Origin of the sequence: Collimonas sp. OK307 (assembly GCF_900113705.1) — a bacterium.
Taxonomy (GTDB): domain Bacteria; phylum Pseudomonadota; class Gammaproteobacteria; order Burkholderiales; family Burkholderiaceae_D; genus Collimonas.
The window spans coordinates 66,895-91,671 of the sequence record NZ_FOQI01000004.1; the positions used below are offsets into that span (position 1 = coordinate 66,895).

A 24,777-nucleotide genomic window follows, 5' to 3' on the forward strand; every position below is an offset into this window, starting at 1 on the left:
TACCTTAGATTACGGTTTGTTATCGCGTCGCCAAGTGTCGCGATAACCAACGAATAACCATAAACGGGGACAAGAAGATGAAGCGCAGACAGTTTCTGAAAGGCTCGGCATTTTTTACGGTGGTTGCAGCAACCTCCGGATTATTGAGCGCATGCGGTGGCAGTACCAGTGATGGCAGCGTGGGGGATTTTTCTTTTCCTCAAGGAATTGCCTCCGGCGATCCTAAAGAAAGCAGCGTGGTGTTCTGGGGCCGCGTGGTGCGGACCAACGGCGCCGCCGCTGCCAACCCGATTGCCGTGCGCCTTGAAGTCTCGGCCACCTCAGACTTTTCCTCTCTGGCTGCACAGGTCAACCTGAACGCCGTCGCCGACTACGATTTCACAGTGCGCGCCAAAGTAACGCAACTCAAGCCCGACACCGTCTATTACTACCGCTTTACCGCCGGCAGCGACGTCAGCTTAATCGCCCAGACCAAAACTGCGCCGCTCGCGACAGCCAGCAACAGCCAGGTGCGCTTCGCCTGGTTCACTTGCCAGGACTGGTCAGTCAACCACTGGCAAGCCATGTCGTTGCTGGCGCAGGAAAACCTGGATTTCGTGGTGCATGTCGGCGACTACATCTATGAAACCGTGGGCGCCTCGTTCCAGGCCGGCGGCGTGGAACCGGCACATAAGCCGATCACCATACCGGATGGCCTGGCGCACCCCGGCGGCGGCGTGTATGCCAATACAGTCAACGACTATCGCACGCTGTATCGCACTTACAAGACCGATGCCCGCCTGCAAAGCATCCATCATAAATTCCCGGTGATTGCGATCTGGGACGATCATGAATTTTCCGACGACTGCTGGCAGGATCATCAGGTCTACACCAACCAAAACAAACAGGAAACGGCACGCCGGCGCAGCGCCACCCAGGCTTGGGCCGAGTACACACCTATCGATTTCGGCGATCTGTCGTTCGATCTGAACAACACCAGTTACCAGAACATCCGCATCTATCGCGATTTCCGTTTCGGCCAGCTGATGCATCTGGTGATGACCGACGAACGCCTGTACCGCGACGACCATATCGTCAGCGAGCAATCTGTGGCACTACAGGCGGGGCACGATCCGGTCAACGGCGACGATTCGATAGGTTCGCGTTACTTCGTGCCGCAACCGGTCCTGCTGCAAATGGAAGCCCAGGAAACCGCCAGGCTGGGACGGTCGCCATCGATACTCGGCACTACGCAAACGCAATGGTGGAAAGACACGTTGAAAAATTCGGATGCTACCTGGAAAGTGTGGGGCAACGAAATCATGCTGAGCCGCATGTGGGCCGACCTGACCCCACCGGCCTTGGGCATTCCGCCACCCTACAACCAGTTGTATGTAATCAATTGCGATTCATGGGACGGTTACCCCAGCCACAAAGCAGAACTGCTGTCTTATCTGAATACGCAAAACATCAAGAACGTGGTGGCCATCACCGGCGATCTGCATGCCTTCCAGTGCGGCGTAGTGCGCACCAATCCAGCCGATCTGAGCAGCACTCCGGTGCTGGTGGATTTTTTGACGGCAGGCATCAGCAGCCAGTCGTTCTATAACTACATCAAATCGGGCGCCGCGGTAGTCAATCCCCTGCTCGGCGCCCTGGTGCAGACGCCGCAGATTTTCGACAGTCTGCTGAAGGGTTTCAATCCGGACTTCGCCTACGTCGACCACGACGCCCAAGGCTACGCGTCAGCCACCGTAACCAACGACAGCATTGTGGTGGTGTTCAATAAAGTGAAACCGCTCGCTGCGGATGGCAGCGCACCGTCGCAGGCTCTGTTGAAGCGGACCCGCATCACGCTGGCCAAGGGATCGACTACGCCGCAGATTGAAGATAACGTCTGATCAGGTTTCCTTCGCTATCGCCCGCCATGGTTTGCTGCGGGCGATAGCAAGTTACTGCATCAAGCGCTATGCAAAGCACGGACGGCAGGCTGCACAGCTTTCAGGACGCGCAACTTCTGGATGACGTCGGCACAAGCGCGGGCAGCTTCCGCTCCCTTTACCAGGAAATGTTCGAAGAAGTATTTGTGGTGTTCTTCACCGGCGTGGAAATGATGCGGCGTCAATACTGCCGACAATACCGGCACCGAGGTTTCCAGTTGTACTTGCATCAAAGCGTTGATGACTGCCTGCGCCACGAATTCATGACGATAGATGCCACCGTCCACCACCAGTCCGGTGGCTACTACAGCAGCGTATCGGCCGCTGTTGGCGAGCAACTTGGCATGCAGGGGAATTTCGAAAGCGCCGGCGACTTCGAAGAAATCGATGTCGTGCTCGGCATAGCCGGTTTTGGCGATTTCGGCAATGAAGCCGATCCGGCATTGATCCACGATGTCACGGTGCCAGCCGGCCTGGATGAAAGCGATGCGCTCGCCTGCTGAGGCGCCAGGCGTTTTTGATTTGATATCGACTGCTTGATTGTGTTGCTGTTGCATTTGAAGACTCCTGTTTAAAAAATAAAACAGGGCGTGTTGGATCGAAAGGAAGCGAGAACTTATACGGAATCCATCACCATCGCCGGCCGGCCACAACGGCGCTGCCGCTGCCTCAGCAGAAGATTCTGATAAATTCCTGACAACTACTGCGCAACCTGTTCTCTCTTTATCCGGACTATACCGTCGGCCCCGGGATCGCACCGGGTCTGCTGACCTTGCCGCGGATACCGCAACAAGCGCTCGCGGGCTATGCGCATTGCACGCAATTACCGCCGGTGGGGAATCACACCCCGCCCTGAGAACGTTTCGCTCGATTTACCGAGCGAAAAGAGAATTTATCACAGAAGTGACAGCCTTGCAGAAGTCGCTCAAACCCCGGCAGTGCAGGCTCAGCCGGCTTTCTTCGCCAGTCCGAGATAGGTATCGATCACTTTCGGATCGTGCGCCAACTCTGCTGCCGGCCCCTGCAACACCATATCGCCAGTTTCCAGCACATAGGCATAGTCGGCAGCCTGCAAGGCAGCACGCGCGTTTTGTTCGACCAGCAAAATGGCTACCCCGGTCTGTTTCAAGCGCACGATGATGTGGAATATCTCTTTCACGATCAGCGGCGCCAGGCCGAGGCTAGGTTCGTCCAGCATCAGCAATTGCGGCTTCGCCATCAGCGCCCGTCCAAGCGCCAGCATTTGCCGTTCGCCGCCGGACAGGCTGCCGGCCTGCTGCTTGCGCCGCTCCTGCAAGCGCGGGAACAAGTCGTAGACCACCGTCATCTGGTCGGCATAAGCACGGTCGCCTACCTTGTAGCGGCGGTAGCTGCCCAGCAGCAGATTATCCTGCACCGTCATGCTGGCAAACAGTTCGCGCGTTTCCGGCACCAGGCACATGCCGCGCGCGACCCGTGTTTCGATCGCTACGCCATCGAGATCCTGGCCCAGCAAGCTAACCTTGCCACGCATACTGCCGTTGTTAGGCATGGCGCCGGCGATCGCGTTCAGCATGGTCGATTTGCCGGCGCCGTTGGGGCCGATCACTGTCACGATCTGGCCGGCGCCAACCTGTAAGCTAGCGCCATGCAACGCCTCGACCTTGCCGTAAGCTACATGCAGATCAACTACATCGAGCACTGGTGTTGGATCGGCAGCAGAATTATTCATCGATGCCTCCCAGATAGGCTTCCAGCACAGCCGGGTCCTGTTGAATCTCAGCCGGCAAGCCTTGCGCGATCTTGCTGCCGAATTCCATCACTACCAGATGGTCTGTCAGGTTCATGACAAAATCCATATCGTGCTCTACCAGCAAAATGCTCATCCCTTCCGCCTTCAGCCTGCGCAACAAATCTGCCAGCGCCAGCTTCTCTTGATAACGCAAACCGGCCGCCGGTTCATCTAGCAACAACAGGGTCGGGTCGCAGCATAGTGCGCGGGCGATTTCGAGAATCCGCTGCTGGCCGAGTGCCAGGCTGCCGGCTTCTTCATACAGCAAATGCCCGAGTCCGACGCGCTCCAGTTGTTTTTTCGCTTCAAACAGCAAGGTCTGTTCTTCGCTGCGATTGAGCCGCAACAGGCTGCGCGCAATGCCGATCACATCGTTTCTATGATCCCGCAGGTGCGCGCCGATGGCGACGTTTTCAAGCACCGTCATGCTACTCATTAACCGTACGTGCTGGAAGGTGCGGGCAATGCCGCGCGCGACGATCTGGCGTGATGGCAATCCGGAGATGCGCTGCAATTCGTTCCGGGCGCGAAACTTGATCGAACCGCTGGTCAAAGGCAGGACCCCCGTCACCAGGTTGAACATGGTCGATTTACCGGCGCCGTTGGGACCGATCAAGCCGACGATTTCTCCCGCTTTGACACTGAAACTCATGTCGTTGACCGCCACCAGACCACCGAATTCCTTTCGCGCCCTCTCAATTTCCAAAACTACGTCAGCATCCGCATACCTGGCCCGGACAGGTAATGCGGCAGCCGTTTGCGGCGCCAGCGCTGTCGGTTTGTTCGGCATCCATCTGCGCAGATATGGCCATAAGCCGTCGCGTGCGCGCTGCAGCAACAGCAGCATCAGGATACCGAACACAATGGTTTCGAAATTGCCGTTCGCGCCCAACAGTTTCGGCAGCAGCGATTGCAGCTGATCTTTCAGCAAGGTCAGGAGTGCCGATCCGAGAATCGCGCCCCACACGTAACCGGCGCCGCCCACCACCGCCATGAACAGGTATTCGATACCAGCGTTGAGGCCGAACGGCGTCGGACTTACCGAGCGTTGCAGATGCGCATACAACCAGCCCGAGACGCTAGCCAGCAGTGCCGCCAGCACAAAGATCAATACCTTTATCCAGGTCGTGTTGACGCCCATTGCTTCAGCCATTACAGCACCGCCGTTAAGCGCGCGGATAGCGCGGCCCGAGCGCGAATTCAACAAGTTCTGCAAACCGATCAGCGCCACCAGCAAGATCGCCCAGATAAGGTAAAACATCTTGCGCCCGGTATCGAGATCGATGCCAAACAGGTTTAGCGCGGGGATGCCGTTCAAGCCATCGTATTTGCCGAGGAACTCCAGGTTGCCGAACAAGAAATACAGCGACAGCGCCCAGGCGATCGTGCCGAGCGGCAGATAGTGGCCTGACAAGCGCATCGTAATCGCACCGATCGCCAGCGCCGCCAGGGTCGTCACGCACAAGCCGGCCAGCAAGCCGAGCCATGGCGACAGTCCGAACTGAGTGCTCAGATAAGCCGTGGAATAAGCGCCCAGGCCGACAAAAGCCGCCTGACCGAAAGAAGTCAGCCCGCCTACTCCGGTCAGCAGTACCAGGCCCAGCGCCACAATCGCGTACAGCCCGATGTAGTTGGCCAGGGTGATCCAGAATTCCGGCGTCGGCAAGATTGGCAGCAAGGCCAGAATCGCCACGAAACCAATCAACGCAAAATTATTAAGGGAGAATTTTGGCATCACTGATCCTCCTCATCCACGTGCTTGCTGGTCAGCGAACGCCATAGCAGGACCGGGATGATCAGCGTAAACACGATAACTTCCTTGAAGGCGCTGGCCCAGAACGAGGAATACGATTCCAACAAACCCACCAGCAACGCACCGGCAGCGGCAATCGGATAGCTGCCCAGGCCGCCGATGATGGCGCCGACAAACCCTTTCAGGCCAATCAGGAAACCGCTGTCGTAATAGACGGTGGTCAACGGCGCGATCAGGATGCCGCACAATGCTCCTAACGCGGCAGCCAACGTGAATGCCAGGCGCCCTGCCTGCGTAGTACCGATGCCGACCAGGCGCGCACCGAGCCGGTTGACGGCCGTGGCGCGCAGCGCCTTGCCGGACAAGGTGCGTTCAAAATAGAGGTAGAGCGCAATAATCAATAACAGCGAGACGACAATGATCACGCAGCTCTGGCCGGAAATGATCAAGCCGCCGATCTCGAAACGGGCATCGGAAAACGGCGTAGTGCGCGAACCTTCGGCGCCGAACATCAGCAGGCCGATGCCGATCAAAGCGTAATGCACCGCCACCGATACAATCAGCAAGACCAGTGTGCTTGCCTCCGCCAGCGGCTGGAATGCCAGCCGGTAGATCATCGGCCCCATCGGCACTACGATCAACAGGGTCAGCAGGACTTGCAATGGCATCGCCAGGGCTGCATGGCCGTACCAGCGAGTCACTGCATAGATCGCCACAGGCAACAGCACGAACTTCAGCATAGCCACGCCGATCTGCCGGATTTTTCCGCGTTCGCCATTACGGCCGAACGCCACAGTCACGGCTTCCTGGATAAAGCTGAGTATGCCAAGCACTACCAGCAATGTCGCCGACAAGGGGAATTTATCGGCCTGGATCGCCGCCAGCGTCAAGGCGCCGAAGGCAACGAATTCACCCTGTGGGATAAAGATGACGCGGGTTACCGAAAACACCAGCACCAGCGCCAAAGCCAGCAGTGCATATACCGCACCGCTGGTGATGCCATCCTGAGCCAGGATGGCGGCAATTGAAAGATCCATAGATTTACTTAGCTGCGTTATTTTACTGCGCAGCGCCTATCAGTTTCCACTTGCCGTTAACGATCTCCACCATTACACGCGAACGTTGATCGAAACCGACGTGATCGGTCGGGCTCATGTTGACGATGCCTTGCGATACCGGGAGGTTCTTGATGGCTTCGATAGCGTCACGCAGCGCGGCGCGGAATTCCGGGGTTCCCGGATGTCCCTTCTTCAGCGCTGACGGTGCGGCGGCACCGAGCAACATGCCCGCATCCCAGGCGTGTCCGCCGAAGGTCGAAATACTACCGACACCGTAAGCCTTTTCGTAGGCGCTACGATATGCCATGGCGGATTTCTTGACCGGATTACTGTCCGGCAGTTGTTCAGCAACCAGCAACGGTCCGGCCGGCAGGAAGGTGCCTTCGCAATCCTTGCCGCAGACACGCAGGAAGTCGTTATTGGCGACACCATGGGTCTGATAAATCTTGCCTTTGTAACCGCGCTCTTTCAATGTCTTTTGCGGCAGCGCTGCCGGGGTGCCGGCGCCTGCGATCAGGACCGCGTCAGGATTTGCGCTGACCATCTTCAGCACTTGTCCGGTGACCGAAGTGTCGTTACGGGCGAAGCGCTCGTTGGCGACAATTTTGATCTTGCGCAGCTCGGCCAACTTCGAAAATTCACGATACCAGCCTTCGCCATAAGCGTCCGAGAAGCCGATAAAGGCCACGCTCTTGATACCGGCATCAGCCATGTGGGCGATGATAGCGGTCGCCATATGCGAATCGTTTTGCGGCGTCTTGAAAATCCAGCGGCGCTTGGCGTCTACCGGCTCGATCAGCGAAGCCGACGCCGCCATCGAAATCATCGGCGTGCCTGACTCTGCGGCGACATCGCTCATCGCCAGCGAACCTGGAACCGCGGTCGAACCGATCAACAAGTCGACCTTTTCTTCGCTGATCAACTTGCGTGCATTCTTGACGGCGGTGGTGCTGTCGGTAGCATCGTCGAGCACGATGTATTGTACTTTCTGGCCAGCGATTTCTTTAGGTAACAGAGCAAAGGTATTCTTTTCCGGGATGCCCAGCGAGGCTGCAGGCCCGGTGGCGGAGACACTCACGCCGACCTTGATCTGGGCGCTGGCGCCGCTGTAGGCGGTCGCCAGCGCTACTGTCATTACTGCAGAAAGGGTGGTCCCCAACCATGCTTTTTTCATTGAATCTGCTCCATTATTTGTAAAGACATCGATCAATATCGATTCGGTGTCGGTTAAGCCAGTGTTAGTTACTTAATTGGTTCATCAGACCAGCATCAACGCAATCTGCTGCGCAGCGTCGTCGCCCGGCTTGTGCTGGAAACGGCTTTTGGCAAAGCGCTGCCACCGTCCCAGCACGAAGCTGGTCAGTATATTGGCGCGCAATGCCGCTTCCGCTTCATTCGCGTCCCCTTGCGACGCCGCGATCCGCAGCGCCTGCTTCAGCGCCAGCTCGATGCGGTCGACGAATTGGTTCATGCGCAATTGCAAACGCTCATCTTCATTGATCAGCGCATCGCCGATCATGACTCGGGTCATACCCGGATTGCGTTCGGCAAAATTGAGCAGCATCAGCGCAATCGCCTGCGCCTGATGCAAACCTTTTTCCTGTTGTTCGGTAATCTGGTTGACCAGGCCGAAGACGCTGCTCTCGATAAAATCGATCAAGCCTTCGAACATCTGCGCCTTGCTGGCGAAGTGCCGATACAGCGCCGCCTCCGATACCTCGATCCTGGCCGCCAGCGCGGCTGTGGTAATTTTTTCGCCCTTAGGCTGTTCCAGCATGGTGGCCAAGGTCTGCAGAATCTGGAGTTTGCGCTCGCCGGGTTTGGTAGTTGCCATGATTTTTATTTTAGTAATGATGGAAAAAAACTGCGCTTGCTCCCTGCTCAAGCGGCTTCAGTTGCGTCATTCCGTAAATACAGCGCGGCTTCCCTGCCGCTTCCCGCTCTACTCCGCTCCGCCTTACGTAAACAAATCGCCTCAACGCAAGCGGTGCAGATTCCGGGTTAGCTGTCGCACCGATTTTACTTTGACATCGACGTATTTGGGGCGCTTTATCACATTTGACTGGTCGGCCAGGTATTGCGTGACCCAGGCTGTACGCATTCCGACCCATTTGGCCGCCTTGAGCGTAGCAATCGTGTCCTCCACCAAAATGCAGCGTCGCGCCGGGATTTTTTCCCTTGCCAGCAGCTGGCGCAGCATGTGGCGCGACGGTTTCGGCCGCAGCTGCCGGTGGACATGCATGGATTCGATTGAGATATGTTTGCCGAAATGGCGCTGCAAGCGCAGGTGGCGCATGACGTCGCCCGAGTAACGCAGCGGGGCATTGGTCAGCAGGATCTTGCGCCCCGGCAGGCGCTTGAGCAGATTGATCAGGCCGCGCTCGGCCCGGATCATGCTCTGCAGATCGTCAAACCGGTGCGCTTCGCGCAAGAAATCCTCGGGCCGCACCTGATGATGCTTGACCAGGCCCAGCAAGGTCGCGCCGTAGCGCCGCCAATAGAACTCGCGGGCAGCATTGACTGTGGCGGCATCGGCATCGACGCCGTCGCTGCCCAGGGTGCGCGCCATGAAGGCGTTCATGTTGTCGTGAATCGCCGGAAAAATTGCATGCGACGCGTTGTGCAGGGTATTGTCCAGATCGAACAGCCAGAGCGCTGTAGTATTCGTTACCATTGTGCTGGGAATTGCATTTGTTTTACCAAGGAGAAAGTGTGCTTCGTCAGATTATAGTGACATTGTGCTGGTTGCCGCTGAGCCTGCTTGCCCTGACTTGCCAGGCCGACTCTGTCGAGCCTGCTGCAGCGCAAACCGGGGCTGTACCCGCGCGCCAGGGTGGCGCCTTGTTCAAGATACAGCGCGCCGGTCAAAGTGCCTACGTATTCGGCACCATTCATGTCGGCCGCGCCGACTTTTACCCGTTCGATGGCAAAGTCTTGCAAGCGCTACAACAATCTACCTCCGTAGCATTGGAAATCGATCCCGGCAATACGCAGGGATTGGCCTCCCTGATGACTAAATACGGAATCTATACCGATGGCAAATCACTGGCCCAGGAATTGCCGCAGCCTTTGCAAAATCAGCTCAATCCGCTGCTGGAAAAATATGGCCTGACCCCAGCCGCTGTGGCAAACATGAAACCGTGGCTGCTGGCGACTGTGCTGGGCATCAGTGAATACACCTATCAAGGCTACCTGCCGCAATATGGCGTCGACGGCACATTGGCGGCTTTTGCGAAAAGCCACGACAAACCACTGGTCGAACTGGAAACAGCCGAACAGCAATTGGCCTTGCTGGGCAAGCTGACGTCAACTGAACAGATCCAGTTCCTGCAAGACAGCATCGATGAAATACGGGATCCGGAAAAAGCGCGACGTTCACTGCAATTGATCACGCTATGGCGCAATGGCGATGTCGAGGGCTTGACCGCCATGCTGGCGGAAATGACCAGCGACGATACTTTCACCGGCAAATTCGTGCAGCGCGCCTTGCTCGATGAGCGTAATCCAGGCCTGGCCAATGGCATCGAGAAACTGGCGAGCACGACGCCACATGCTTTCGTCGGCATCGGTATGCTGCACCTGGTGGGTAAAAGCAGCGTGCTGGCGATATTGCAACAGCGCGGCTATACGGTAACCCGCATTTATTAACCGCTATCTTGACTCCGAATCCAGCTACCTCGTCGACCGGTCGCGCATTCCATTGGCGTGAGCGGGACAGCTTCGTGCTGCTCGATAGCGAATTCGGCAGCGGCGAACATTTTTTCGCCGCCTGGCAAGCATGGCGCGACGATCCGCAACGTCCGCTGCAATTGCATTATCTTGCGCTGCTGCCGCAACTTGCTACGCTCCACAATCTGCAGCAAGCCGCGGCAAGATTTCCGGAATGGCAGGCCATGTACGCCGAACTGTGCAGCGCTTGGCCACCCGCGGTGCCGGGGTTTCATCGGATTTTCCTGCAACATGAGCAACTGGTCCTGACGCTGATGATCGGCGATGGCGCCGCGTGTTTGCGTCAGATTGTCGCCAAAGTGGATGTCTTCCGAATGCTCGGGCCTAGCTGGCAAACATGGCCTGTCGCTGCGCTAGGCACCCTTGGAAAATTAGCTGCTCAGCATGCCACCTTGGATATCTGCGGATTGGAAGCCGCGGCGCGCAAGCAATTGCAACAAGCCGGATTCGTGTTTGAAAATGATGTCGATAACAGGCTTGAATCAGACACCGATTTAACCATTTCATGCGCCCGTTTTGCGCCACGTTTTACCGCGCGGTCGGTAGCTGCAATTATCCATGACGACCGCCGCGCGATCGTCATCGGCGCCGGCCTGGCCGGTAGCGCCGCTTGCCAACGCCTGGTGCAACGCGGCTGGAGTGTCGACCTGATCGAAAGCCATGCAGCGCCGGCGCAGCAAGCCTCCGGCAATAGCGCTGGCATTTTCATGCCTGTGCTGTCACGCGACGACAACCCCGGTTCGCGCCTCAGCCGCAGCGCCTATCTGTTTGCCCTACAGGCCTGGCGCCGGCTGGGCGGCATAGGCACAGCCTTTACCGGCGCCTCCTGTGGTGTCCTGCAGATCGCCCGCGATACCGAACACGCTGAAGGCCAGCAGCAACTGGCGGATTTTTGGCGCTATCCGGCCGACTACGCGCAATGGCTGAATCAGGCTGCTGCGAGCCGCCTCGCCAGCCACCCGGTCAGCGACGGCGGCTGGTACTTCCCCGCCGCCGGCTGGGTGCAGCCGCGCAGTCTGTGCCAGGCGATGCTAGATGACTGCAGCAATCGTCTACAAACCCATTTTGGAAAGCACGCGGCTCTACTCGACCGCGGGCAGGATAGCTGGACCGTGCGCGACCGGCACGGCGTGGAGATAGCCAACGCACCGGTGGTGATCCTGGCAAATGCGTGCGACGCCCTGCATTTCCCCCAGGCTGAAGATCTGCCCTTGGACGCCATTCGCGGCCAGATCACCACCATCGAAGTCGGACAAGTGCCAGCCATCGCACCGGTACTATGCGGCGAAGCCTACCTGACACCGGCTTCCGAAGGATTGTGCAGCGTCGGCGCATCGTATGACGAGGATCAGCAGCAGACACTGCGCCAGGACAGCCAGGACGACAATCTGGCGCGCCTGGCCAACATCCTGCCGGGCTGGCAGGCCGGCGCATTGCCGCTGGCCGGACGTGTCGGCTTTCGCTGTGTCGCTAGCGATCGCCTGCCATTGGTTGGCGCCTTGCCGGATAAAACCGGTGCATGTGCCGTGCGCGAAGCGAAATTGAAAGACCTGCCCCGCTTTCCAGGCTTATATAGCCTGCTTGGCTACGCCTCGCGCGGCCTGATATGGGCACCGCTGGCGGCTGAATTGCTGGTGTCGCAACTTAATGGGGAACCGTCGCCGATTGAAGCCGATCTGGCGGCAGCAATCGATCCAGCGCGATTTTTATTAAAAAAACAACGCCGCAACACACCCCCGCATCAATAAAAAGGGCGCCCCGAGGCGCCCTGTAACTACTTAACGATACTACTTAACGATCCCAGCGATATGGTCGCATTTGCCAATCGCCGCGCGGGCCTCTTTCCCAGCGTGGCGGCACGTAGTGATAACCCGGCCGCGCCCGCATCCATGCGCCGCCTACCCAGACGTGGCGATGGCCGTTCCAGCGCCAGTATCCCGGCGCCCAGACATAGCCGTAACGCGGACGCGGCACCACTTCATAACGTGGCGGTGGCGGCTGCCCGATCTGGACTCCGATGTAAGTTGCCGCCTGGACCTGAGTCAGCGGCGTCATCAAGCCGGCGCCCAGCGTCAGCAAACTGATGCATAAAATCGATTTGATCTTCATTAGCTACCTCCTTCAGTCATTTAGAAACATCTGGCGACGATTAAAATATAGGCGACAAATCTGCCGATACTTGTAATTTTGTGTTTCCAAAAGATACAGCGCAGGTCAGGGCTTGGCTGGCTGGCCGGGCTGCCCGGACTGCCATTACGCTCCCGCTAAGGTAAAATGGCGGCCTGCCACACGGCATTGTCGTTTTATAAAAATAATTGCGGGGTAGTGCAACCGCAATGCGACCACACACTGTCCCCACCTGATTTCCCGGAATACCCATGTTGCGATTGAATGAAATACAACTTCCCCTCGACCATCCTGAAGATGCGCTGCAGGCAGCGATTCTGGCGCGGCTGGGAATCTCCGCTGAAGAAATGCTTGGTTACACAATTTTCCGCCGCAGTTACGACGCCCGCAAAAAAACCGCGGTGATCCTGACTTACAGCGTGGATGTCGATCTCAAGGACGAGAGCGCCATTCTCAAGCGGATGAAGGGTGATCGCAGCGTGATGCCGACACCTGACACCAACTACCATTTTGTAGCGCAGGCGCCCGGCCAGCTGAAATCACGGCCGGTGGTCATCGGCACCGGGCCATGCGGCCTGTTTGCCGGCTTGATCCTGGCGCAGATGGGATTCAATCCGATCATCCTGGAACGCGGCAAGGCGGTGCGTGAACGCACCAAGGATACCTGGGGACTGTGGCGCAAACGCGAGCTGCAGCCGGAGTCCAACGTCCAGTTCGGTGAAGGCGGCGCAGGGACGTTTTCCGATGGCAAGCTTTGGACCCAGATCAAAGACCCGAAGCACTACGGCCGCAAGGTACTGACCGAATTCGTCAAGGCCGATGCGCCGGACGAAATCATGTACGTCAGCAAGCCGCATATCGGCACGTTCCGGCTGGTCAAGATGGTGGAGCAAATGCGCGCCAGCATCGAAGCGCTGGGCGGCGAGTTCCGCTTTCAGCAAAAAGTCGAGGACATCGACATCAAATGGGAAAACGACCAGGGCCAGGTGCGTGCGATCGTACTCGCCAGTGGAGAAACGATCGTTACCGACCATGTCGTGTTGGCGATCGGCCACAGCGCCCGCGATACCTTCCAGATGCTTTACGACCGTGGCGTATATATCGAAGCCAAACCGTTCTCCCTCGGCTTCCGCATTGAACATCCGCAATCCTTGATCGACCGCTGCCGCTTCGGCCCCAGCGCCGGTAATCCGATACTGGGCGCCGCCGATTACAAGCTGGTCCATCACAGTACAAATGGCCGTGCGGTCTACAGCTTCTGCATGTGCCCGGGCGGTACCGTGGTGGCCGCCACCTCGGAGCCGGGGCGCGTGGTAACCAACGGCATGAGCCAATATTCACGCAATGAACGCAATGCCAACAGCGGCATCGTGGTCGGCATCACGCCGGACGATTATCCGGGCCACCCGCTGGCCGGGATCGCTTTTCAGCGTCAGTGGGAATCGCGCGCATTCGAACTTGGCGGCGGCACCTACGATGCCCCCGGCCAACTGGTAGGCGACTTTATCGCCGGCCGCCCATCGACCACGCTCGGTTCTGTGATTCCTTCCTACAAACCCGGTGTCCATCTGGGTGATCTGAGCACCGCCCTGCCTGATTACGCAATTGCCGCTATCCGTGAAGCGTTGCCGGTGTTCGACAAGCAGATTCGTGGCTTCGCCATGAACGACGCGGTGCTGACCGGCGTCGAAACCCGCACTTCATCGCCGGTGCGCATCAAACGCCACGATGACAACCTGCAAAGCTTGAACACGACTGGTTTGTTTCCGGCGGGTGAAGGCGCAGGATATGCCGGCGGCATCATGTCGGCAGCGATTGACGGGATCCGGGTGGCGGAAGCGGTGGCGTTGAGCATGCTGAACAAACAGTAAACCTGCTCAGTGGGGGACTGCGGGCTTAACGTTTTTCTGCTGTTTTGTACACGGCGTTCCGCTCGCGTTTACCCACAGCCACAACCAGCACGATCAATTCTTGGTCGCGCACTTCGTAGACTAGCCGGTAGCCCGCCTGGCGCAATTTGATTTTATATCGATTTCCGGAGCCGGACAGTTGCGCTGAAGGCACGTGGGGACTCAGCAACCGTTCTGCCAGCTTCTTTTTGAACTGTTCCCGCATGTCCTGATCCAGCTTGCGCCATTCCTTCAAGGCTTCCTCAAGGAAAGCTAGTTCAAAGCTCATCCAGCCTGACCTTGATCACAGCTTGACCTTTCCGGGCGTCTGCAACTGCATTCAACTCCATGTCTTCCAGCTTGTTCATCAGCACTTCATAGGCTTTTGCTGGAACACAATAAAAAACCGGTTGGTTCCGGTTTAAGATCGCCACAGGAAATCCTTCGCCGGCAGAAACGGTTCCCATAGGGTCTTTTTTTAATTCAGAAACGCTCGCTGTCGTTTCGGCAAGAATCATGTGTGCCATAGAAATACTTTTAAAAGCATTATTAACAGCACCAATAATAGCATCTTCCATAGTACCCCCATGCATATCGTCCTCCCGGTAAAAAACCTAGTATGGCCTAACTCCTGGGGACAATTTGCACGCATGCCGTAAGTCATGGCTGAATATCTGTCTCGTGTTCGCGACGTGAATGGTTTAGCCGATTTCGGCGCAAGAGTCTTTATTTGTCTACGGATCCAGCCTGTTGCCTGACATACGCGGCGTCCGTCAGCGTTTTCAGAAAAGTCACCAGGTCATCCACATCGCTGTCGCTTAGTGCAGGCTTGCTGCCTTCACGCCGGTTATAGGGTACCGAATTGATGTTGACGTTTTCCCGATAAGCAGGCGGCACGTCATCGAATTTAACGCCGCTTTTATACCAGTCACCCGGTTTGGTCGCGCGTGTTGCGTAAAACGCGACGGCGTCACGCAGCTCGGAAAATACGCCGTTATGCATGTAATTTTCGCGTACGGCGACGTTGCGCAAGCTGGGGGTTTTGAAATAGCCGCACCATTGGCTGCTGTCATGCCATTGCAATTGGGCTGCGGTTTTGCACAAGCCGACGTCATAGAATTTCGGATTGCGATTTTCCGCAATCCTGCGGTTACGCGGCACCGCTACCGCATCGTAGCCAAAATCGGTGAACAACGAACGGGCCGGATTGCTGGAACTGTCGTTGAATTTATGACAGGATGCGCAATTGCCTTTATCCGGATCTTTAAACAAGCGCAGGCCGCGCATTTCTGCCGTAGTCAATTTAACCCGCCCGCGGATATAGTCATCGTACCTGGAGCTGAACGGGGTCATTTCATCGCTGCGTAAAAAGGCTTCCAGCGCACGGCCGGCGGCCTCGGTCGTTTGTGCCGGCCGTTGAAATATGGCCGCGCCGAACTGCGCACGCATATCGAGTGCATACGCTTGCTGCAGCTTGCGCGCCAACTGGCTGGCGTCGCGGTTATTCATTTCCAGAGGATTGAACAAAGGACCTTGCACCTGCTCCACCAAGGTATTGGCGCGGCCATCCCAAAAGAAGCCGCCAAATGGAATCGGCGCCAGTGCATCGTCATCCTGATAGAAAAAACGCGGCGGCGTATAGCGCAGATACAAAACCGAGGGCGTGTTGCGCGTACCCAGGCTGGCCGGGCGACTGCCGAGCGCCACACCGATCCGTGATCCGTGATTGCCGGAAAAAGCCTGTGCCGGAGCGTGGCAACTGGCGCAACTGGTGCCACGCGGCTCCGACAGCCGGGTATCGAAGAACAATTGCCGGCCGAGCGCCACCAGTCCTGGAGGATCGACGGGCGCCGCTGCCGGCGCCGGCATTTCCGGATAGAGCGGCGTGTTCACCGGCGCGGCGTTCAGCTTGAACGGCACCAGGCTGGCTAGCAGCACGCTGGCCAACAGCAGGCCAGGCCAAAGACTACGCATCAGTTTGGCGCCAGATAGCCGGTCTTGTCGCAACTGATGTTGTTGCCATTTTGCAGGCAGGTGGTTAACAACAATCCCTTACGCGTATAGGCTTTGTATGCCCACGTGCCATTGCTCTGTCGATCCATCACCATGAAACCGAAGCTGCTCGTATGTGCAATCTTGTCGACAATCGCGCCAGGAGCGGGACTGATGTTGGCGGGAAACGGATCGGCAAAATTCACGTCCAGATTATCGCCTCCGTTGCCGGACACGAAAGTTGCGGGATGGTTGGATGAAAAATTGATGGCCTGGAAATCATGGACGTGGCCATGAATCGCGGTCTTCACCCCGGCTGGATAGTAGGCGGTCGGATTAACGCTTTGCATCACCGATAGCAGAGCAGCGTTACCAGGCGCCGGCGCAGCACCGGCCAATGGCGCGAAACCCAGAATCGGATGGTGGTTGGTGAAGATGCTATTCACGCCGGCCTTCGCCGCCAGCTGGTTGACTGCCTGGAACTGCGCTTGATATTTAATGAATTGCGGATCGTTGGTCGGCAACGCTGCCCGGCCCGCTTTCGACGAATCGAACACAATCACTTGGGTATCGCGACCGAGCGCCACCGCGTACGGATCGGAAAAATTTCCCAAGCCGTCATTGACCGGATCGTCGCAAGATCGCTTGGCTTCGAACGGTTGCGTATCCAGGAATCGGAACCAGCCCTGGCCGGCGCGGGCGCATTCCTCGTGATTGCCGCGCACCATAATCCACGGCGCGACAGCCATCAGCGGCGCTGCGGGCTTGAACAAATCGGCTTGCCACGCATCCCAGCCATAACCCCACGGGCTGTCTTTGCAGCCGGCGATATCGGCGGGACAGGCGTTTTCGCGATAGTGATAATCACCTATGTGCAGTACCAAATCCGGTTGCATCGCGGCAGCAGCGCTGGCGATCTCGGGGAATGGCCAGGCATCGCCATCGGCGCAGGCTTGCCAGGCGTTATCTGCTTTTTTCATGCGGCAACCGGTATCGGCCAGCACCACCACGCGCTGCGGCTCCTTCTTGGGTAACGGCAAAGAACGAGAACCCACTGTGATGCCGCTGCTGTCGGCGGGTACACTGTATTCACAAGAGGTGACGGGGAAAGCTGAAGGCTTGGAGTCAGCAACCGCGCTGGCGGTTGGGCGCAGAGCTGCCGTGCCCGGCGCGGCGCGTAAAGTCATCGCAACATAGTCGGTGCCGTCACGGATTTCGGGACAACTGGCGTCGGTCGTGATGACCCTCACGATAGCCTGGCTGTTACTGCCGACAGTGATCCAGGCCGCCTTTACGCCAGCGTCAACGCTGTTGCTGTCGATACCGCCGCAGCCAGCAACTGCCAACCCGATGCTCATTGTTGCGGCCAATGAAAATGCGCCGCGCTGCAGTTGGTTTGTCGCGTCCCGCAGTTGGTTTGTCGCGTCCATATAGCTCACCGAGGTCAAAGGTCATCATGTCGAACAACCCCAAATTATAAGAAGAAAATATGACTTGGTCGTTACATCGAATGGATAAAAAAAAACGCGGGAACGCGCTTTTTTTTGACACGGCTCTGAGCTTCGGCCTGCAGGCAGAATGACTATTTGCTGGCATCCCGCGTTGCCTGCAGCAGGCACTTCGACAATTTATCGAAATGCAGCCACGCCGCCTGGCTCAACTCCACCTGCTTGCGGCGCGTATCGTCGGTATCCGTCAATACGATCCAGCCCTTTTCCCGCATCGACTTCAGGCGTGCATGCAGCATGGCCGGCGAACCGAGTTCGCTCTGCGCCATCATGTCGCGTACCGACAAGCGCTCCTTGGCTTGTCCTGCGCGCGCAACAAAAGCCAAAATGCGATCCTCCAATGGATCTAGCGATGGCAGCGACGGCAAGCCGCGCAGCGCATTCGCCAGTTGCAAAAAACGCACATAGATATCTGCAGGTCGATTATTTTTTTCCATAGCACTATTGTAAGCTGTTGCCAGAAATATCAGAGACGTTCTGTTAACGTTGTTAAATCGCTGTTATTTTTATATCGATAATACTCGTCATTTCACCGCAATCGCAAGTATCTTCCAGCACCCGCGCAAATACTTCGGTAATATACGCGCGTCATGACCACTACTCCGTCCCCTGTCGAGAAATTACGCCTAAACCTGCTGACAATCAGCGCCACGGCGATCGTCTACATGCTGGTGTACATGGCCAACGACTGGCTATTCAAGCACATCGAGTTTACCCAAGGAATTGCCTGGATCTATCTGCCGGCGGGGATACGGCTAATCTGTACTTTACTATTTGCCGAGGCAGGCGTGCTCGGCATCCTGATCGGCTCAGTACTGACGTCCAGTCTCTACAACCTCTTTCCCGGCGATCCGGTCTCCACCATCGGTTACAGCATCATCTCGGCGCTGGCGCCTTATCTTGCCTATAGATTCACATTGCAGGAGATGCGTCTGCAGCGATCGCTGAGCAACCTGACCACGACTCGCCTGCTGGCCTGCATCCTGTTGTACGGCCTCGCCAATCCGCTGCTGCAATTGGTGTGGTTTGTATTGCGCGGTATCTCCTATCATTTCTGGTCGGGCCTGATCGTGATGTCTATCGGCGACCTGACCGGCTCTCTGATCGTGGTCTATGCGATCAAAATCCTGCTGTCTTTCGTTCCGTTGCCGCGCCATTGAGCAAGCAAGTAAGCACAGCACACACAGCGCCCCATCTCCAAAGATCTTGCCGATCGCCTGCCTGACTTTGCGTGGCACCACCACCACATTGTTTCCGATTGTAATACTGCCGAAATAATTCCTCGCTATTCTGCCGACGGTTATAGAAATTATAGCGGTTAGCGAATTCACGCTATCACCGCGCATCTTTCATCGGGGTAGTGCAATGCGTAGTTGGGACGAACCAAAAAAGCGGAAAGCCCGCGTCGAAATCATTCCCATGATCGACGTGATGATGTTTCTACTGGTGTTTTTTGTGCTGATCAGCCTTAATGTAATTCCTGCGCTCGGCATGAAAACGCATTTGCCGACAGCCAGCAGTTCACAGGATCTGAAACCGCAAAACAAGGCGGTCGTCACGCTCGGCCTGAATGACGCATTGCAAGTTGACGGCATCGACACCAAAATCGCCGAGCTGCCTGCGCGCTTGAACCAGGCCAAGAAGAACGGTGAAAAACTCAACGTCATCGTCAACAGCGATCGCGGCGTCGAGGTGCAACGGCTGGTGGAAGTAATGGACACGCTGAAGCAGAACGGTTTCGAATCGATTTCCATTGCCACTCGCAAGCCGTGATGCAAGCGATGACTACCATGCCGTTCTTCTACCGCTTTCGCGATGCGCTGGCAACGTTGCCGTCGATACTCATACTCGCCATCCTGATCTTTGCAGGCATCCAGAAAGCGGCAAAGATCGAGGGGCACAGCGACGATTCGCTGGTGCAGATCGCGTTGACGGAACCGGAACCTCCAGCGCCGCCCGTCACCATACCCACACCGCCGCAGCCAACTCCGACGCCGCCGCAAGTGGTGAAGCCGCAGCCGGTGCCATTGATGCAGCCGCCCCGGCAGCCACAGCCGCAGACAGTTAGCGCTACACCGACCACCAACAGCCCAAGTGCGGAAGTGGCGGCACCGCCCGCACCGCCCAAAGCCGTCGCAGCGCCTGCGCCGGTTGCGCCACCCGCGCCAGAACCTGCGCCGGCCATTGCCAAACCGAGCAGCGCCAGTGTCGAAGCCGGCTATGTCTCCAAGGTGCGGGCGCATCTGAACAGCATCAAACGCTATCCGACTGGCCGCGAGGCCAGCCAGCAACGGCCGCAAGGCAAGGTCAAGGTCTGGTTCGTGCTGAATCGCGACGGCACCTTGGTGGAGCAAGGGATCGAGGAATCATCAAACTCGATGCTGCTCGACGAAGCCGCCCGCAAGACCATCAACCGCGCCACTTTTTCCGCCTTTCCCGAATCCAGCTGGGCTGGGGAAGCGACACATCGATTCAGCGCCGAGCTGGAATTCATCCCCGCAGCGGGGTAAAGCAACAGCTAGCGGCGGTTTGAATACTTAGCAGCTTGAATACTTAGTTTTACATTTCATAAAAAACGTACAGGGAGTAATGCCATGCAATTCAAAGTCACCCGGCTGTCACTGCTGATTTCCGGGTTATTCATCGCCGCCAGTCCGCTGGTCCACGCTGCCGATACATCTGAAGTCGGCAAGGTCACCGTGCAAGGCGATGCCAACGGCGGCCAGAACACCGGCCTGATCCAGCAGGAAGAATCGGCGAAAGCGCGCAGTTCGGTCAATCGCGATTATATGGACAAGCAAAGCACCACCAGCAATCCATTCCAGATGATCAACCTGCTGCCGGGCGTGAACAGCTACGATAACGACGGCACCGGTCTGTTCGGCGGCAACGTCCGGGTGCGCGGCTTTAACAGCGACCAGCTCGGTTTCACTGTCAATGGCGCGCCAGTCAACGATTCCGGCAGCTTCGCCGTCTACCCGCAGGAATACACCGATGCGGAAAACCTGTGCGACATCTTCGTCACACAGGGTTCCACCGATACCGACGCACCGCACGTTGGCGCCACCGGCGGCAACATCGGCATGACCATGTGTACGCCCGAAGACCAGCGCCGTTTCCGTACGCAATATACTTTCGGTTCGAACGACCTGTGGAAAAGTTACGTGCGTCTCGATTCGGGCAAGCTGTTCAACGATCGCTTCAAGTTCTTCATCTCTTATTCCAAGGCTCAGGCGGACAAATTCAAGGGCACCGGCCGCGCCGACAAGGAACACGTCGACTTCAACAGCAAACTGGATCTGGGCAGCGGCAGTTTTGTCGATACCGGCTTCATGTACAACTCGACGCTGAATAATAATTATCGTTCGCTGACCAAAGCCCAGATCGCCCAATACGGACCCAACCTGGATTTCGGCAGCGTGGCGCCGGTACATCAACCGGGCGGCCCTGGCGCACAAAACGACTCGACCTACAGCCCCAACGCCGGCATCAATACCGGCAACAAAGACCTGTACTACGGCTACAACCTGAATCCGTTCAAGAACTGGCTTGCCACCATGAACGCACACTTTCAGCTGACGCCGCAATCCAGCGTGGATGTCAATCCATACATGTGGTACGGCTTCGGCACTGGCGGCAATCAGTTGCAGACTGTCAGCGAAGGTAACTCCGGCACGCTGCTCGGCGGCGGCGTTCGCGACGTCAATCACGACGGCGACACCAAGGATACCGTGTTTGCCTATGAAGGCAGCCGTACCCGCACTTATCGTCCCGGCGTCACGCTCAAGTACAACCAGCAGATCGACAACCACAAACTGATGGTCGGCTATTGGTACGAACGCGCACGTCATCAGCAAACCGGTCCTTATTCACCAATCGACAATAACGGCAATGCCGCCGATGTCTGGCTGAACAATCCCGACGCCTGGCTCAAAAACCAAGACGGCTCTTTCGTTCAATACCGCGATACGCTCACCATCAGCACCGGCAAATCGGCTTTCGTGCAAGACAACATCAGCCTGATGCAAGACAAGCTGAACCTGCAACTCGGCGCACGTTATTCGAGCATAGACCGTAACGTCACCAACAATCCAAGTCAGAGTTCGCCCGGCTTTTATACTGTGCAGAAATCGTATTCCGACCTGTTGCCGAGCCTCGGTATCCGTTATCAGCTCGATCAGGCGCAATCGGTATTCTTCAATGCTGCGAAGAACTTCAAGGCGCCAGGTAATTTTTCCTTCTTCAACCTGATCTCAGGCGGCAATTTTGTCAACGGCGTATATACCGGAGGCACCGTGCGCAATGTGCCGGTGGACAAAGAAACCTCTTGGAACTACGATCTAGGCTACCGTTACGCGGCTGACAAATGGACGTTTTCAGGGTCGGTATTTTATGTCGATTATAAAAACCGCATTGCCTCTTCGTTCAACCCTGATACCGGCAACCGCACCGACTACAACGTAGGCGACTCGACCTCCAAAGGCCTGGAACTTGAATCCGGCTACTCGCTCACCAAGAACCTGAGCTTGTACGGCTCGCTGTCCTATATAAAGAGCAAGATGGACAAGGACATGCCTTGGGCTGCCAACTTCAACCTGCCAACCGGCGGCAAGGAATTTCCGGATACACCGAACTGGTTGAGTGGCTTGAGCCTGCAGTACGCACAAGATAGCTGGTATGTATTCGGCCAAGGTAAATACACCGGCAAGCGTTACACCACTTTGGTCAACGACGACAGCCTGGGTGGTTATACGGTGTTCAATGCCGGCGCGGGTTATACCTTCCCGTCTACCACCTGGCTGAAGAAACCAACGGTGCGCTTCAACCTCAACAATATCTTTAACAAGCAATACCTGAACTTGAATTCCGGCAGCGGCAGCCAGTTCACCAGCAATGCAGTCGCGATCAACAGCAGCGCGCCGGCAGTTCCGCCGACTTTCTATGTCAGCGCACCACGCAGCTTCAGCGTGACGCTGGTTGCGGATTTTTAATCGAGTGGTAATAGTAATTATTGGGCTGTAATCCATGGCGGCGGATCCTCAGTTGGGTTCGCCGCTGCAACAAACGTGCATTCGTGCGCAGAGAGGTCACCATGAACATGCAATTATTCCACGAGCTCGCTTTCTATCTGATGTACGCCTGTGCCGCCCTGGCGATATTCGTGATTGTCGAGCGCGGACTGTTTTTCAACTACACGCTACGCCAGGCAATCGGCCTGGAAAGAGCCATGACGCACGCCGTGCAGCACGTGCAAGAACTACCTGCCGCACTGACATCCCGTGCCAGCTTGCCGCTGACGCTGGTGTCCGACATCCTGGCTGAAAAACATCAGCTGACCAGTGACAAGGACCTGGAAGATTTCAGCGAGTCGGTCTACATCGCCAACCGCGGCGAAGTGCAGCACCGGCTGTGGATTCTCGACACCATCGTCACAGCCGCTCCCCTGCTCGGCCTGCTCGGCACGATCCTGGGTATCATCGATACTTTCAAAGCACTGGCGGTTTCCGGCGTGTCGGATCCGGGCCAGGTATCGCAAGGTATCGGCACCGCTTTGTATGCGACAGCACTGGGCATCGGCATCGCGGTGGTCGGCATGTTTTTCTTTAATATGTTCCAGGAGCGGATCGAGCGCATCAACGATCATTTGAAAGTATTGATGTTGCGCGCCTGCGTCGGCCGGCTTGCCGGCAACGACATGAAGGCGTCGACACCGATGGAATCCGGAAAATTGCATCTCGCCTGATCGGGGTGGATTCGAAGACGGCTTGAAACATATACGTGCAACATCTCTGGGAAAACCCATGCGCAAATTGATCGCTTTGATAGCAATGCTGCTCGGCTGGAGCGGCAGCGTTCATGCCGAATTCAGTATCCCCGGTTATGAACTGGTGCACACTGCCCCGGTCGAAACCACATTGGCAACGCCAGATTTGCGTGAGCCGCTGCAAGTCTGGAGCGAGATGTTCGACGCCGCCAAACAGCAGATCGTGCTGGGCCAGTTTTATGTGGCGAGCCAGCCTGGCGCCGCATTCGAGCAGGTGATAGCACGACTCGCCGCAGCCGGCGCACGCGGCGTCAAGATCCGTTTTCTGATGGAGGAAAAAGGAAAATTCGCCTCCGACATGCCAACCATCGAACGGCTCAGGCAGATTCCCAACCTGGAATTCCGCTATCTCGATTATTCCAGGTTGACGGGCAACGGTATCATCCACGCGAAATATATGGTGGTCGATGGCAGCACCGCCTACGTCGGCAGCCAGAATTTCGACTGGCGCTCGTTTGCCCATATCCATGAGACTGGCCTGCGCATCACTGACGCCGTGGTTGTCAGCCAGCTGCAGAATATTTTCGAACACGACTGGCATGCGCAGGAGCTGATTGCGCGGGGCAAGGAAGTGCCGAAACTCAATCAGAACGTGGTTGCTGCCGACGACCGGCAAGCGATATTCCTGGTAGCTAGCCCGAACGCATTTAACCCGCCCGGCGTCGGTGACTCGGAAACGGAATTACCGAAACTGCTGGCGGCCGCCAAATCCGAAGTCCGGATCCAGCTGCTCGACTATGCGCCATTGAGCTACGGTCCGAATCGCACACGTCCTTATTACGCGGTGATTGACAATGCAATCCGCGCGGCACTGGCACGCGGCGTCAAGATCAAGCTGATGGTGTCGAACTGGAATACCGAAAAACCGGCGATTGCTTATTTGAAAAGCCTGGCGCTGCTGCCCGGCATGGAAATCAGAATCGTCACGCTGCCGCAGGCCAGCGCCGGCTTCATTCCTTTTGCCCGCGTGATCCACAGCAAGACCATGGCGATCGACGGTCAGCTGGCATGGATCGGCACCAGCAACTGGAGCGGCGGCTATCTGGATAATTCGCGCAACCTGGAAATCGTGCTGCGCAACGAGAGGATGGCGCAACGGATCGCCGAGTTGCATCAGCAAACCTGGGACTCGGCATATGCGCAACCGATCGACGTGATGAAGGATTACCCCAAGCCGGTGAAGGGCAAGGAATAGTCCTGCTTGCAG

Annotated in this window: 23 protein-coding genes and 1 riboswitch; of the genes, 10 read left to right on the forward strand and 13 right to left on the reverse strand. The window is 57.0% G+C overall.

What is annotated here, in order from left to right; all coding sequences use genetic code 11:
• The first annotated feature begins 77 nt into the window (after window positions 1-77).
• The gene (locus tag BM205_RS07340) at window positions 78-1,880 is read left to right on the forward strand and encodes an alkaline phosphatase D family protein (RefSeq protein ID WP_092413872.1); all 1,803 of its coding nucleotides are present in this window, start codon (window positions 78-80) and stop codon (window positions 1,878-1,880) included.
• Window positions 1,881-1,939: 59 nt separating this feature from the next.
• Here the strand turns inward: BM205_RS07340 and BM205_RS07345 are convergent, their stop codons facing one another.
• The 7 genes from BM205_RS07345 to BM205_RS07375 form a co-directional block, all read right to left on the reverse strand.
• Window positions 1,940-2,476, reverse strand: a complete 537-nt coding sequence (locus BM205_RS07345; RefSeq protein ID WP_092413873.1) for a 6,7-dimethyl-8-ribityllumazine synthase — start codon at window positions 2,474-2,476, stop codon at window positions 1,940-1,942.
• Window positions 2,477-2,629: 153 nt separating this feature from the next.
• A riboswitch (FMN riboswitch) is annotated at window positions 2,630-2,783 on the reverse strand.
• A gap of 82 nt (window positions 2,784-2,865) precedes the next feature.
• Complete coding sequence (locus BM205_RS07350) at window positions 2,866-3,630, reverse strand: ABC transporter ATP-binding protein (protein WP_092413874.1); 765 nt, start codon at window positions 3,628-3,630, stop codon at window positions 2,866-2,868.
• The gene (locus tag BM205_RS07355; protein ID WP_175511200.1) at window positions 3,623-5,425 is read right to left on the reverse strand and encodes a branched-chain amino acid ABC transporter ATP-binding protein/permease; all 1,803 of its coding nucleotides are present in this window, start codon (window positions 5,423-5,425) and stop codon (window positions 3,623-3,625) included. The genes BM205_RS07350 and BM205_RS07355 overlap by 8 nt, the downstream gene beginning before the upstream one ends.
• Window positions 5,425-6,480 carry a branched-chain amino acid ABC transporter permease gene (locus tag BM205_RS07360; protein WP_092413876.1) on the reverse strand — a complete coding sequence of 352 codons (1,056 nt, stop codon included), beginning with the start codon at window positions 6,478-6,480 and terminating at the stop codon, window positions 5,425-5,427. Before BM205_RS07360 ends, BM205_RS07355 begins: the two co-directional genes overlap by 1 nt.
• Before the next feature lie 22 nt (window positions 6,481-6,502).
• A complete protein-coding gene (locus BM205_RS07365) occupies window positions 6,503-7,636 on the reverse strand; it encodes an ABC transporter substrate-binding protein (protein WP_371326469.1) in 1,134 nt (377 codons plus the stop codon).
• Between the two features lie 123 nt (window positions 7,637-7,759).
• Window positions 7,760-8,335: a nucleoid occlusion factor SlmA gene (gene slmA / locus BM205_RS07370; RefSeq protein ID WP_092414050.1), complete on the reverse strand. Its 576-nt coding sequence runs from the start codon at window positions 8,333-8,335 to the stop codon at window positions 7,760-7,762.
• Window positions 8,336-8,476: 141 nt separating this feature from the next.
• Window positions 8,477-9,175, reverse strand: coding sequence for an HAD-IA family hydrolase (locus tag BM205_RS07375; RefSeq protein WP_092413878.1), 699 nt, complete (start codon window positions 9,173-9,175; stop codon window positions 8,477-8,479).
• 38 nt (window positions 9,176-9,213) lie between these two features.
• Here BM205_RS07375 and BM205_RS07380 point away from each other — a divergent pair, with 38 nt between their 5' ends.
• Window positions 9,214-10,149 carry a TraB/GumN family protein gene (locus tag BM205_RS07380; RefSeq protein WP_175511201.1) on the forward strand — a complete coding sequence of 312 codons (936 nt, stop codon included), beginning with the start codon at window positions 9,214-9,216 and terminating at the stop codon, window positions 10,147-10,149.
• A gap of 8 nt (window positions 10,150-10,157) precedes the next feature.
• Window positions 10,158-11,978: an FAD-dependent 5-carboxymethylaminomethyl-2-thiouridine(34) oxidoreductase MnmC1 gene (gene mnmC / locus BM205_RS07385; RefSeq protein ID WP_092413880.1), complete on the forward strand. Its 1,821-nt coding sequence runs from the start codon at window positions 10,158-10,160 to the stop codon at window positions 11,976-11,978.
• A 43-nt stretch (window positions 11,979-12,021) separates the two neighbouring features.
• On the opposite strand, the gene BM205_RS07390 is transcribed toward mnmC, so the two are convergent.
• On the reverse strand, window positions 12,022-12,339 hold the full coding sequence (locus BM205_RS07390; protein WP_092413881.1) for a YXWGXW repeat-containing protein: 318 nt from the start codon (window positions 12,337-12,339) through the stop codon (window positions 12,022-12,024).
• A gap of 269 nt (window positions 12,340-12,608) precedes the next feature.
• Between BM205_RS07390 and BM205_RS07395 the strand changes: the two genes are divergently transcribed.
• Window positions 12,609-14,228 carry an NAD(P)/FAD-dependent oxidoreductase gene (locus BM205_RS07395; RefSeq protein ID WP_092413882.1) on the forward strand — a complete coding sequence of 540 codons (1,620 nt, stop codon included), beginning with the start codon at window positions 12,609-12,611 and terminating at the stop codon, window positions 14,226-14,228.
• A gap of 25 nt (window positions 14,229-14,253) precedes the next feature.
• Here BM205_RS07395 and BM205_RS07400 read toward each other — a convergent pair whose 3' ends face one another.
• From BM205_RS07400 to BM205_RS07420, 5 genes are all read right to left on the reverse strand, one after another.
• Window positions 14,254-14,535 (reverse strand): type II toxin-antitoxin system RelE family toxin, encoded by a 282-nt coding sequence (locus tag BM205_RS07400; RefSeq protein ID WP_092413883.1) that lies wholly within the window; start codon window positions 14,533-14,535, stop codon window positions 14,254-14,256.
• Window positions 14,525-14,773 (reverse strand): type II toxin-antitoxin system Phd/YefM family antitoxin, encoded by a 249-nt coding sequence (locus BM205_RS07405; RefSeq protein ID WP_092414051.1) that lies wholly within the window; start codon window positions 14,771-14,773, stop codon window positions 14,525-14,527. Before BM205_RS07405 ends, BM205_RS07400 begins: the two co-directional genes overlap by 11 nt.
• A 199-nt stretch (window positions 14,774-14,972) precedes the next feature.
• Window positions 14,973-16,220, reverse strand: a complete 1,248-nt coding sequence (locus BM205_RS07410; protein WP_092413884.1) for a cytochrome-c peroxidase — start codon at window positions 16,218-16,220, stop codon at window positions 14,973-14,975.
• Complete coding sequence (locus BM205_RS07415; RefSeq protein ID WP_254783799.1) at window positions 16,220-17,596, reverse strand: metallophosphoesterase family protein; 1,377 nt, start codon at window positions 17,594-17,596, stop codon at window positions 16,220-16,222. The genes BM205_RS07410 and BM205_RS07415 overlap by 1 nt, the downstream gene beginning before the upstream one ends.
• A 224-nt stretch (window positions 17,597-17,820) precedes the next feature.
• Window positions 17,821-18,183 (reverse strand): MarR family transcriptional regulator, encoded by a 363-nt coding sequence (locus BM205_RS07420; protein WP_092413886.1) that lies wholly within the window; start codon window positions 18,181-18,183, stop codon window positions 17,821-17,823.
• A gap of 153 nt (window positions 18,184-18,336) precedes the next feature.
• On the opposite strand from BM205_RS07420, the gene BM205_RS07425 reads away from it, so the two are divergent.
• The 6 genes from BM205_RS07425 (at window position 18,337) to BM205_RS07450 (ending at window position 24,765) form a co-directional block, all read left to right on the forward strand.
• A complete protein-coding gene (locus tag BM205_RS07425) occupies window positions 18,337-18,906 on the forward strand; it encodes an MASE1 domain-containing protein (protein ID WP_092413887.1) in 570 nt (189 codons plus the stop codon).
• Window positions 18,907-19,111: 205 nt separating this feature from the next.
• On the forward strand, window positions 19,112-19,519 hold the full coding sequence (locus BM205_RS07430) for an ExbD/TolR family protein (RefSeq protein WP_092413888.1): 408 nt from the start codon (window positions 19,112-19,114) through the stop codon (window positions 19,517-19,519).
• Entirely contained in the window at window positions 19,519-20,256 is a 738-nt protein-coding gene (locus BM205_RS07435) for a TonB family protein (RefSeq protein ID WP_371326466.1), read from the forward strand. Before BM205_RS07430 ends, BM205_RS07435 begins: the two co-directional genes overlap by 1 nt.
• An 84-nt stretch (window positions 20,257-20,340) precedes the next feature.
• A complete protein-coding gene (locus BM205_RS07440) occupies window positions 20,341-22,737 on the forward strand; it encodes a TonB-dependent receptor (RefSeq protein WP_092413889.1) in 2,397 nt (798 codons plus the stop codon).
• 101 nt (window positions 22,738-22,838) lie between these two features.
• A complete protein-coding gene (locus BM205_RS07445) occupies window positions 22,839-23,489 on the forward strand; it encodes a MotA/TolQ/ExbB proton channel family protein (RefSeq protein ID WP_092413890.1) in 651 nt (216 codons plus the stop codon).
• Window positions 23,490-23,547: 58 nt separating this feature from the next.
• A complete protein-coding gene (locus BM205_RS07450) occupies window positions 23,548-24,765 on the forward strand; it encodes a phospholipase D-like domain-containing protein (protein WP_092413891.1) in 1,218 nt (405 codons plus the stop codon).
• Window positions 24,766-24,777 lie beyond the last annotated feature (12 nt).